13 protein-coding genes are annotated in these 11,048 nt (G+C 68.6%); 7 read left to right on the plus strand and 6 right to left on the minus strand.

All coding sequences use genetic code 11. The features are described from left to right. Positions 1 to 1,020 (minus strand): Clp protease N-terminal domain-containing protein (locus ACWDTP_RS33330; RefSeq protein WP_450027492.1); only part of this gene is annotated, 1,020 nt, incomplete at its 3' end. A 155-nt stretch (positions 1,021 to 1,175) separates the two neighbouring features. Here ACWDTP_RS33330 and ACWDTP_RS33335 point away from each other — a divergent pair. From ACWDTP_RS33335 to ACWDTP_RS33350, 4 genes are all read left to right on the plus strand, one after another. Continuing rightward, a complete protein-coding gene (locus ACWDTP_RS33335) occupies positions 1,176 to 1,799 on the plus strand; it encodes a hypothetical protein (RefSeq protein ID WP_450027493.1) in 624 nt (207 codons plus the stop codon). A gap of 35 nt (positions 1,800 to 1,834) precedes the next feature. Continuing rightward, entirely contained in the window at positions 1,835 to 3,016 is a 1,182-nt protein-coding gene (locus ACWDTP_RS33340) for a macrolide family glycosyltransferase (RefSeq protein WP_450027494.1), read from the plus strand. 99 nt (positions 3,017 to 3,115) lie between these two features. Continuing rightward, positions 3,116 to 3,784, plus strand: a complete 669-nt coding sequence (locus ACWDTP_RS33345) for a GAP family protein (protein ID WP_450027495.1) — start codon at positions 3,116 to 3,118, stop codon at positions 3,782 to 3,784. Positions 3,785 to 3,914: 130 nt separating this feature from the next. After that, positions 3,915 to 4,418: a hypothetical protein gene (locus ACWDTP_RS33350; protein ID WP_450027496.1), complete on the plus strand. Its 504-nt coding sequence runs from the start codon at positions 3,915 to 3,917 to the stop codon at positions 4,416 to 4,418. A gap of 7 nt (positions 4,419 to 4,425) precedes the next feature. On the opposite strand, the gene ACWDTP_RS33355 is transcribed toward ACWDTP_RS33350, so the two are convergent. After that, positions 4,426 to 5,058 (minus strand): TetR/AcrR family transcriptional regulator, encoded by a 633-nt coding sequence (locus ACWDTP_RS33355; protein ID WP_450027497.1) that lies wholly within the window; start codon positions 5,056 to 5,058, stop codon positions 4,426 to 4,428. 100 nt (positions 5,059 to 5,158) lie between these two features. Between ACWDTP_RS33355 and ACWDTP_RS33360 the strand changes: the two genes are divergently transcribed. Genes ACWDTP_RS33360 through ACWDTP_RS33370 form a run of 3 tightly spaced genes read left to right on the plus strand, consistent with a single transcriptional unit; the run spans position 5,159 to position 8,289 of the window. Continuing rightward, positions 5,159 to 6,163, plus strand: a complete 1,005-nt coding sequence (locus ACWDTP_RS33360) for an ABC transporter permease (RefSeq protein WP_450027498.1) — start codon at positions 5,159 to 5,161, stop codon at positions 6,161 to 6,163. Positions 6,164 to 6,174: 11 nt separating this feature from the next. Next, positions 6,175 to 7,341, plus strand: a complete 1,167-nt coding sequence (locus ACWDTP_RS33365) for an FAD-binding oxidoreductase (protein WP_450027499.1) — start codon at positions 6,175 to 6,177, stop codon at positions 7,339 to 7,341. 45 nt (positions 7,342 to 7,386) lie between these two features. Then, positions 7,387 to 8,289 (plus strand): aldose 1-epimerase, encoded by a 903-nt coding sequence (locus ACWDTP_RS33370; protein WP_450027500.1) that lies wholly within the window; start codon positions 7,387 to 7,389, stop codon positions 8,287 to 8,289. Here ACWDTP_RS33370 and ACWDTP_RS33375 read toward each other — a convergent pair. From ACWDTP_RS33375 to ACWDTP_RS33390, 4 genes are all read right to left on the minus strand, one after another. Next, entirely contained in the window at positions 8,286 to 8,666 is a 381-nt protein-coding gene (locus ACWDTP_RS33375) for a heat shock protein transcriptional repressor HspR (RefSeq protein ID WP_450027501.1), read from the minus strand. The two genes, ACWDTP_RS33370 and ACWDTP_RS33375, sit on opposite strands and share 4 nt — an antisense overlap. Continuing rightward, positions 8,663 to 9,844, minus strand: a complete 1,182-nt coding sequence (gene dnaJ / locus ACWDTP_RS33380; protein ID WP_450027502.1) for a molecular chaperone DnaJ — start codon at positions 9,842 to 9,844, stop codon at positions 8,663 to 8,665. Before dnaJ ends, ACWDTP_RS33375 begins: the two co-directional genes overlap by 4 nt. Positions 9,845 to 9,884: 40 nt before the next feature. Next, positions 9,885 to 10,532 carry a nucleotide exchange factor GrpE gene (grpE, locus tag ACWDTP_RS33385; RefSeq protein ID WP_450027503.1) on the minus strand — a complete coding sequence of 216 codons (648 nt, stop codon included), beginning with the start codon at positions 10,530 to 10,532 and terminating at the stop codon, positions 9,885 to 9,887. Then, positions 10,529 to 11,048: Hsp70 family protein (locus ACWDTP_RS33390; protein ID WP_450027504.1), on the minus strand; the 520-nt coding region annotated here is incomplete at its 5' end. The genes ACWDTP_RS33390 and grpE, both read right to left, overlap by 4 nt.

Here is an 11,048-nt window from a genome sequence, read left to right on the forward strand (position 1 = left end):
GCCGACCAGCACCTGCTGGAACCGGCGCTCCAGGGCGGCGTCCTTCTCGATGTACTTGCGGTACTCGTCGAGCGTGGTGGCGCCGACCAGGCGCAGCTCGCCGCGGGCCAGCATCGGCTTGATCATGTTGCCCGCGTCCATCGCGGATTCACCGGTGGCACCGGCGCCGACGATGGTGTGCAGCTCGTCGATGAACGTGATGACCTGCCCGGCCGAGTTCTTGATGTCGTCGAGGACGGCCTTGAGGCGTTCCTCGAACTCGCCGCGGTACTTGGCCCCGGCCACCATCGACCCGAGGTCCAGCGAGACGACGGTCTTGTCCCGCAGGCTTTCCGGCACGTCGCCGGCCACGATGCGCTGGGCCAGGCCCTCGACGATCGCGGTCTTGCCGACGCCGGGCTCACCGATGAGCACCGGGTTGTTCTTGGTGCGACGGCTCAACACCTGCACGACGCGACGAATCTCGTTGTCGCGCCCGATGACCGGGTCCAACTTGCCTTCGCGAGCGGCCGCGGTCAGGTCGGTGGAGTACTTCTCCAGCGCCTGGTAGGTGCCCTCGGGGTCGGGGCTGGTGACCCGGGCGCTGCCGCGGACCTTGACGAACGCCTCGCGCAGTGCCTGCGGCGAGGCGCCGTGATTGGTCAGCAGTTTGGCCACCTCGGAGCTGCCGGTGGCCAGGCCGACCATCAGATGCTCGGTGGACACGTATTCGTCGTCCATCTCGGTGGCGAGCTGCTGCGCGACGGTGATCGCGGCGATCGCATCCGGACTCAGCTGCGGCTGCGAACTGGAGCCGCTGGCGCTGGGCAGCCCACCGATGATGCGTTCCACTTCGCCGCGGATGGTCGCGGGCTCGACTCCGACCGCTTCCAGCAGCGGGGCGGCTATCCCGTCGTTCTGCGTCAGCAATGCCATCAACAAATGGGCGGGGGTGATCTGCGGGTTGCCTGCGGCGGTCGCCGCCTGCAACGCCGAGGTCAGCGCCGCCTGGGTCTTGGTCGTCGGGTTGAACGAGTCCACGACACCTCCCTTTTTCGTGTAGAGAAAATGCTTGTCGTGTTGTTCAACGCAGTCAAGGTTGAGTCTGTTCCGCTCAAGTTTGACTATTTTCGCGGGCCCACCGGGCCGCTGCGTGGTGGCGACCGAAAAGCGATGGTCGGGGCTACGGTTTAGCCATGTCCGAATCCGGCTTCGGCGATTTCGAGTTCGAGCGCAAGTTCTTCGTCCGCGAATTGCCCGTCGTGGCGGGCTCGGATCCGAGTCCCGTCCTGATCGTGCAGGCCTACCTGTTCGCCGCCGACGGCTACGCCGTGCGGGTGCGGGTGCAGGGGCCGGCCCCCGCGCAGCTCGACGCCGCGCCCGGCGAGCTGGTCGAGACGCTCGGCGACGGGTCGATCGGCACCATGGCGGCCAAGGGACCGGCCGTCGGGGGCACCCGTTACGAGGCCGAACGTGACCTCGATCCGATAGTCGCGGCCCAGATCGTGCGCCGCGCCGACAAGGTGGTCGCCAAGGTTCGTTACGCGGTCTGGATGGGTGAGGACGGCTGGGTCATCGACCGGTTCCTCGGCGCGAACGCCCCACTGATGATCGCCGAGGTGGAACGCTGCGGACCCGTGGTCGATCTGGCGATTCCCGCGTTCTGCGCCACCGAGGTCTCCGAGGACGACCGATTCCGCAACGAATACCTGGCCCACCAACCGTTCGGCACCTGGGCCGCCACGTACCGGCGTGAGCTCGACCTGGCCGGCCCCACCTTCGTCGACACCCTGGGCCGCAACCAGTTCGAAGGCACCTGACCGGGCCCCGTCACCCCGAAGGCACAATCGGCGTGGTGCACATCGCGATAGTCCCGGCATCCGCGCCGAGCCACATGTTCCCGCATCTGCCGGTGGTCGCCGAACTCGTCGACCGCGGGCACCGGATCAGCTACCTGGTCAGCGGCCACATGGCGGAGCTGGCCCGCCCGACCGGAGCCGATATCGTCGAATGCAGCTCGGTGCTGCCGGGATCCCCCGGCGCACCCGAGGACTGGGGCGACGAGGACGATCCGGTCACCGGTATGCGGATGTTTCTCGACGAGGCCATCCATGTGCTGCCGCAACTGCACGCCGCGCTGGACCACGACCGGCCCGACCTCGTGCTCTACGACATCGGCGGGATGGCAGGCCCGGTCGCCGCGCAACGCTGGGGTGTCCCGTCGGCTCAGCTGTCCCCGTGCGAGGTGGCCTGGGACGGATACCACGACGACATGGCCGAGGTGCTCGACCCGATCATGGCGAGCCCCACCGGCCTCGCCTACCGCCGCGCCTTCGACCACTGGCTATCGGACGCCGGGACATCGTTGACGTTCGACGAGGTGACCGGCAGGCCGCAGCGCTGCCTGGCGTTGATTCCGCGGGTCATGCAGCGCAACGCCGAACGGGTCGATGACCACCGCTACCGATTCGTCGGTCCGTGCATCGACCCCCGCCGCGAGCACCCGCACGACTGGACCGTTCCGCCAGGCGACGGACCGCTGGCCCTTTTGGCGTTCGGCACCGCCTACACCCAACGAGCCGACGTGTACCGCAACGTCATCGAGGCACTCGACGGTCTGGGCTGGCGGCTGGTGCTGGCCAGCGGCCGGGCCACCGACCTCGGCGCCGTACCCGCCTGGGTGCAGGTGCGTACCACCGTCCCCCAACCCGCGGTGCTGCAGCGGGCCGACTGTTTTCTCACCCACGCCGGTATGGGGTCGTGCACCGAGGCACTCTGGTACGGCGTGCCGATGGTGGCCCTGCCGCAGGCAGTCGATCAGCCCGCGAACGCGGCCCGGCTGGCCGGCCTCGGCGTCGCGCGCCACCTCCCCGACCATCTCCCGGGCCCCGATCAGATCCGCGACGCGGTTTTGGGGGTGACGTCGGACCCACAGGTCGGGCTGCGGCTCAAGGCCATTCGCGACGAGATCCGCCGCGGCGGCGGCCCTTCGCACGCGGCCGACGCGGTCGAGGACATCACCGCCGGGCGGTGGTGAGGGCTCCGGGCAGCTTTGCGGTTGCGGTGCCGGGCGCCGCCCGACTTGCTACGTTCTGCTCGACGTCCTGCTCGACCGTGATGACGAAGGGGCCCGGGCATGTCTGACATCTGGAGTTCGGTACTGACGGAGCTCATCCCGCTGGCACTGGTCGTTGCGCTCTCGCCGTTGTCGATCATTCCCGCGGTGCTGGTGCTGCAGACCGCCCGGCCCCGTCCGACCGGACTGGCGTTCCTGGTGGGCTGGCTGGTCGGCCTTGCCGCGCTGACCGCGATCTTCGTCGAGGTCTCCAACCTGTTCGGCCCGCTCGACAAGCCGCCGGCCTGGGCGTCATGGCTGCGGATCGTGGTCGGCATCGCGCTGATCGTGGTCGGTGTGTACCGCTGGTTCACCCGGGCCGAGTCCGACCACAGTCCGCGCTGGATGCAGAGCCTGGGCACGCTGACCCCCGCCCGCGCCGGGATCGCCGGCGTGATCCTGACCGTGGTCAATCCGAAGGTGCTGTTCGTCAGCGCCGCAGCGGGTTTGGCGATCGGTACCGCGGGGCTCGGCCAGCCCGGCGTCTGGGCCGCAGCCGTCTATTACGTCCTGTTCGCGGGGTCGACGGTGGCCCTGCCGATCCTGGCGTACGCGGCGTCGGGCCATCGGCTGGATCCGGCGCTGGCCCGGCTCAGGGACTGGATGGAACGCCAGCATGCGGTGCTGGTCGCGGGGATCCTGGTGGTGATCGGTCTCCTGGTGCTGTACAAGGGCATTCACGCGCTGTGAGACGCGGCCACCGGACCCGTCGGCGCCCACCCCCGGCGGGCGTTACGATCAGTCCGCCGAGCCGACGCACCATCGGCGACATGGCAGAACGCCGATCGGTTGGGTTACCGGGACAGGTTGAGACAGACACATGACGCCTCCGGACGGCTGGGACGACGCCGAGACCGACGACGCCCACCTCGACGAGGGCGGGGAACTCGACGGGGTTCACGACTACGGCGGACCCGAGATCCACGACGACGAGGTCGACGGTTTCGGCGCCCTCGATTCCCCCGCCACCCAGCCTCCCGAAGACGAGGAGCAGATCCCGGTGGTCCAGGCGGTCAACCCGCCCGGGACGGTGGCCATCACGGCCTATCTGAACGGTGCGGTCGCCCAGGTGGATCTGGATCCGAAGGTCACCACCCTCACCGAACCGCAACTGGCCGAGGAGATTCGCGTGGTCGCGGGCGTTGCGGCCAAGAAGGCGACGGCCGTCGTGCATGTCGGCGTGGTCAACATGCTCGTCGAACAGGGCATGGATTTCACCGAGGCCAAGGATTTCGTCGAGACCAACATGCCGTTCGCCACGCCCCGGCAGGCCGGCGAGGCCGAACTCGAACTCATTGCCCGGCACGCTCATACCGAGCACTGAGGCCGGCTCACCCGAACTCGGGCAACCCCAACTCGTCGGCATCGGCGGTCAGATAGCGCGTCACCGTCGGCGCGATCAGCCGCACCACCTCGTCACCGGTCAGTGACGCCAGCGGCGGCACCGCCATCACGTAGCGCAGCATCGCGGTGCCGACGAGATTGGACGCGGCCAACATCGCCCGCAACCGGGCCTGCTCACCGCCGCCGAGCACCTCGGACACCGCCGCCAACACGTAGTCCTGCATGAACGCACGGAACGCGTCGTGGGCGTCGGGATTCGACGTCGCCGACTGCAGCATCATCCGCATGCTGGCCGCGGTGTCCGGCGACTCCCACACCTGCAGATAACGCCCGACCATGCGGACCCCGATGTCATCGGCCGGGCCTTCCAGGGTCGCCACCAGCATGGCCGGGTCGAGGATCAGCTGGAGCGATTCCCGGAACAGATCGGCCTTGGACCCGAACAGGTACAGCACCATCGACGGGTCGACGTGGGCATCCGTGGCGATGGCACGCAGTGTCGTCTTTTCGTAGCCCTCGACGGCGAAGCGCTGCTTGGCCGCGGCCAGCACCGCGTCCCGGGACACCGGATCACCCTGCCTACGTCCCCGTTTCTTCGCTGTTTGTGCTGGTGGAGCCATAACTCGACCCTAGCATTTCAATCGTTGTTGAATATTTGCCCAATGCGGGCTACGCTCGGCCAACGGATTTAATTCAACACCGGATGAAAAGGCTATGGGTATGACCACCGACACGCTCCCCGCCCGGCACGGCGCACCCGTGCACGAGCCACCCGCCGCGTTACGCGCCGCCGGCATCATCGCGGTACTGACGGTCGCCATCGCGCTCGTCGCCATCGCGTTCGCCCTCCCGGCGTCGCGATCCAAGCCCCACAACGTTCCGATCGGCGCCGCAGGCCCCCAGGCCGCGAGCAGCCAGATCGCCGAACGCCTCGAACAGCAGGCCCCCGGCGCCTTCTCGGTCACCTACTACCCCGGCGAGGCCGCGCTGCGCGATGCGATCCTCAATCGAAACATCTACGGGGGCATCGCCTTCGGCTCCGATGGACCGGTCCTGCTGACCGCGACCGGCGCCAGTCCGGCCGTCGCCCAGCTGCTCACGCAGGTCGGCAGCGGGATGGCCCAGCACACCGGCATGCCGCTGCGCACCGAGGACCTCGCCCCACCCGCCCGGGACGATCCGCGCGGGGCCGGACTGGCGGCATCGGCGCTGCCGATCACCCTGGCAGGCATGCTGCCGGTGGCCGCGCTGGTGCTCACCCTCAAACGGGAGGTGTGGACCCGGCTGACCGCCACGGTCGTGTTCTCGGGTCTCGCGGGCACCACCATCGCCGCGCTGCTGTACTACGTGTTCGGATCGATCGAGGACAACTTCTGGGGTGTCGCGGCCGGTCTGACCCTCGGCGTCGCCGCCTCAGGCCTGTTCATGCTGGGCCTGGGCTCGCTCTTCGGCAAGGCCGGACTGGCGGTGGGGGCGCTGCTGGCCCTGCTCCTGGGCAACCCGCTGTCCGGGCTGACGGCGGCACCGGAGATGCTGCCCGCCGGATGGGGAATGCTCGGCCAGCTACTGCCTCAGGGGGCCGGCGCCACCCTGCTCCGGTCCACCGCGTATTTCGCCGGCGCCGGCGCCGCCACCGCGATCATCGTGCTGAGCTGCTGGACGATCGTGGGCGTGTCCATGGTGATAATGGCGGCTATTCGACAGCCCAGGAGCGAACACGCATAAAATGCACCGGCGTGGGACTAGATGACCGTCAATCGCTGCAGCTACTTCATGATGCGGTCGACCCCGCGAACGGATCCGACGCGCTGGTCCGCGACTTCTACACCACCTGGTTCGCCATCGACCTCTCGGCCCGCGATCTGTTTCCGCCCGACCTGGACAACCAGCGCAGGAGCTTCGCCTACGCGCTGACCTGGGTGCTCGGCGAGCTGATCGCACAGCGCGCCGAGGAGCCGGTGGCCTTCCTCGCCCAGCTCGGTCGGGATCACCGTAAATACGGTGTGACACAACAGCATTACGACACCATGCAGGAAGCGCTGTACGGCGCCTGGCGAACCCGGCTCGGTGCCGGATGGAACGACCGCCTGGCCGGGACGGCGCGCGACGCGATCGACCTGATCGTCGGTGTGATGCGCGGGGCGGCCGACGCCGAGCAGACCCCGGCCTACTGCGACGGCACCGTCGCCGAACACCACCGGGTCACCCGCGACGTCTCGATCATCCGGCTGCAGCTGGATGAGCCGCTGTTCTACCACCCCGGCCAGTACGTCACCGTTCAGGTGCCCCAATGGCCGCGCCGCTGGCGCTATCTCAGCCCGGCCATCCCCGCCGACCGGTCCGGAGCCATCGAATTCCACGTCCACTCGGTGACCGGCGGCATGGTCAGCACCGCGATCGTCGGGGAGACCCGGCCGGGCGATCGGTGGCGGATCTCCAGCCCGCACGGCGCCATGCAGGTGGACCGTGGCGGCGAGGACGTGCTGATGGTGGCGGGCAGCACCGGCCTGGCCCCGCTGCGCACGCTGATCATGGACATGACACTGCACGGCGTGAACCCACGGGTGCACCTCTTCTTCGGCGGCCGCTACCCCTGCGACCTCTACGACCTCAGGACACTGTGGAAGATCGCCTCGACCAACCCGTGGCTGTCGGTGACACCGGTGTCGGAGTACAGCAGCGACCCACCCTGGGCCCACGAGTTCCCCGACGTCGCACCGCCCCGCGGGCTGCACGTCCGCCAGATCGGCCAATTACCCGACGTGGTGACCCGATACGGCAACTGGGGCGACCGCCAGATCCTCATCTGCGGTGGGCCGAACATGGTGCAGGCGACCAAAGACGCGCTGACCGCCCTGGGCGCGCCGGCCGAACGCATCCAGCACGATCCGCTGACCGACTGACCGACTGACCGGGTGCCGATGGCGCTGCCGTGCCAGACTTGCGCCATGGCCGACTACCGTCCGATCGTCCTGCGTGACCCGTCGTCATCGCTGTCGGCGACCTACGTACCCGACGCCGGAATGATCTGCACATCCCTGGCCGAGAACGGCGTCGAGTTCCTGGGGCAACGCCGCGGATTGCAGGCCTACATCACCGCGGGCAAGACGATGGGCATCCCGCTGCTCTACCCGTGGGCAAACCGCTTGAGCGCCACCACCTACGGCATCAACGGGGCCACCGTCACCCTGACCCCCGACGTTGCGGGGGTACGTCTCGACGAACACGGCCTGCCCATCCACGGTGTGCTGGCCGCCGACCCAGGCTGGCTGGTCGTCGAGCAGACCGCGAACACCTTGGTGGCCGCTCTCGACTGGGGCGGTACCCCACGCCTGCTCTCGACATTCCCGTTCCCGCATGTGCTGACCATGTCCGCGACGCTGGACGACCGCACCCTCACGGTCGACACCACGGTGCGGCCGTCGACCGCGGCGCCGGTGCCGCTGTGTTACGGGTACCACCCGTACCTGCAGATTCCCGGTGTTGCGCGGGAAGAGTGGCGACTTCACACCCCGGCCATGCGCCACCTTCGGGTGGACGACCGGGGAATCCCGACCGGTGAAACCGCGGAATGGGCCGGTGGGACCGAGACACTCAAGGACACCGTGCTCGATCACGGGTTCGACCGGGTCGAGGAGGGCGCGCGGTTCGCGGTCTCGGGAGGTGACCATCAAATCGAGATCGGCTTCACCAACGGCTATGGCGCGGCGCAGATCTTCGCGCCCGGCAATGACGAGTTGATCGCCATCGAGCCGATGGCGGCCCCGACCGACGCGCTGACCCGCGGCGACTACCCGATCGCGGTACCGGGCCGGCCGGAAACCGCCACCTTCTCGATCAGGATCGGCTAGCGGCTGCCCCGCCGCGGTTGCCAGACCACCACGGCCTTGGACGCCACGCTGACATCGCGGCGCGGGGCGGCGGCGGTGAGCTGTTCGAGCTGCTGGGTCAGCTCGGCGACGCGTGCCCGCAACGCGTCGACCTGGTTGGTGAGCTCGATGATCCGTTTGATGCCGGCCAGGTTCACCCCCTCGTCCTGGGAGAGCCGCTGTACCTCGCGCAGCAGGTCGACATCGCGCTCCGAATAACGCCGTCCCCCACCGGAACTGCGCTGCGGGGTGACCAGGCCGAGCCGGTCGTAGGTGCGCAGGGTCTGCGCATGCATACCGGCCAGCTCGGCGGCCACCGAGATCAGAAACGTACGGGCGTCGTTACTGCGTTTCGTCATAAGTTGCCCGCCCATCCGGCCCTCGGGTCGAACCCGCTGGCCCGTTCGGCCTTCGCGTAGGCCTCCAGCGCCTCGGCCGCTTCACCCTCCAGATTGGGCGGCACCGCGACCTTCACGGTCACCAGCAGGTCGCCATGCCCGCCGGCGCGCTTCGGCACACCGCGGCCACGCACCCGCAGGATCCGGCCGTCGGAGGTGCCCTTGGGCACCCTGACCCCCACCTTGCCTTCCAGCGTCGGCACCGAAAGCGTCGTGCCCAGCGCCAACTCGTGGAAGCTGACCGGCACAGCGACGGTCAGGTCGTCACCGTCGCGCCCGAACACCTTGTCCGGACGCACATGCACGGTGACGTAGAGGTCTCCGGAGGGCGCACCCCGCAACCCGGCTTCACCCTGTCCGGCCAACCGGATTCGTTGACCGTCCTCCACCCCCGGGGGAATCCGAACGTTGATCGTCCGGGTCCGGGTGGTGACGCCGGTGCCCTGGCACTCGGCGCACGGGTGCTCGATGATCGAGCCGCTGCCCCGGCACTCGGTGCACGGCTCGGAGAACCCGAACGCGCCCTGGTTGCGGTTGACCACGCCGGATCCGTTGCAGTTCGGGCACACCTTCGGGCTGGTGCCCGGACGTGCGCCGCTGCCATGGCAATTGGTGCACGGCGCGGGGCTGGTCAGCCGCAGGGGCATGGCCACACCCTTGGTGGCCTCCAGGAACGAGAGCTCGGTCTCGGTCTCCAGGTCGTTGCCCCGCCGCGGCCGGCTCGGGCGCGGTGGAGCACCGCGCCCGAACAGCCCGCCGAACAGGTCTCCGATATTGGCACCACCGCTCTGCCCGGCAGCGTCGAAGAGATCACCGAGGTTGAATTCGGCTCCGTCGGAGCCGAATCCGCCACCGAAACCACCGCCACCGCCGGTGTCGAACCGACGGCCGCCGAAGCCGCCCCCGGCGAAGAGCCGCCGGGTCTCGTCATACTCTTTCCGCTTCGCGGGGTCCGAGAGGACACTGTTGGCCTCGGACACCGCCTTGAACCGCTCCGCCGCCCCGGCATCGGGGTTGCGGTCGGGATGCAGTTCGGCGGCCAGTTTCCGGTAGGCCTTCTTGATCTCGTCGGCGCCGGCGTCAGAGGAGACGCCGAGCTCCTTGTAGAAGTCCTTCTCGACCCATTCGCGCTGGGCCATCGTGCGCCACCTCCTTACCTCGATTCTCTAGTTGTGCTGTCTAATCATCGTCTGATTCTGCGGCCTGCGCAGCGGTGTCGTCAGCGCTTTCCGCGCCCGCAGCCGAGTCGTCGGCTTCCGGCACGGTGTCCACCACGCCGACCATGGCGTGGCGCACCACCTGTTCACCGATCTTGTATCCGCGGCGCATCACAGTCCCGACGACCGGATGAGTACCCTCGCCCTCGTGCTGCACTGCCTCGTGCAGCGACGGGTCGAACTCCTCACCTTCTTCGCCGAAGCCGGAAAGGCCAAGCCCCTCAAGGGCACCGACGAGCTTGTCGGCAACCGACTTGAGCGGTCCGGATTCCAGGTCACCGTGGCTGCGGGCCCGGTCCAGGTCGTCGAGCACACCCAGCAACGGGGTGACGACGCCTGCCTTGGTCCGGTCCGCGATGGCCTGCTGATCGCGCAGCGCGCGTTTGCGGTAGTTGTCGTACTCGGCCTTCACCCGTTGCAGCGTGGCCTTGAGCTCGGCGACCTCATCGGTGTCTCCGGCCGACGGCTCGGTGGGAGAGGCGGCCGGCGCCGGCCCGCCAGGGGCCGGCGCCTGCTCGCGGACCTCACCGGTGTCGGGATCGATCCGCCGTTTGTCGGTGATGGTCACCGGCTCCTGCGCATCACCGTCGCCGTTGTGAGGGTGCGTCACTTGTTCTCCCGGTCATCGTCGACAACCTCGGCGTCCACCACGTTGTCATCGGCGCCCGACGAACCCGGGGCTCCGTCGGCTCCACCGGCGGCCTGCTCGGCCTGGGTGGCCTCGTAGATCGCCTGGCCCAGGCCCTGGCTCTCGGTGCCCAGTTTCTCCATGGCGGTCTTGATCGCGGAGATGTCGGTGCCCTCCAGCGCCGTCTTCGCCTCGGCGATGGCGCCGTCGACCTTGGTCAAGGTGTCCTCGGGAACCTTCGACCCGCCCTCGGCCTCACGCTGCTCCTTGACGAACTTCTCCGTCTGGTAGACCAGCGACTCGGCCTGGTTGCGGACGTCGGCCTCTTCGCGACGCTTCTTGTCCTCGTCGGCGTGCGCCTCGGCGTCCTTGATCATCCGGTCGATCTCCTCCTTGGACAGGCCCGAGCCCTCCTGGATTTGGATCTTGTTCTCGTGACCTGAACTGAGATCCGCGATCATTGTGCGTAATGCATCCGGCGACTGCGCCGCGGCGCGC

The organism is Mycobacterium sp. NPDC003449, assembly GCF_053588415.1.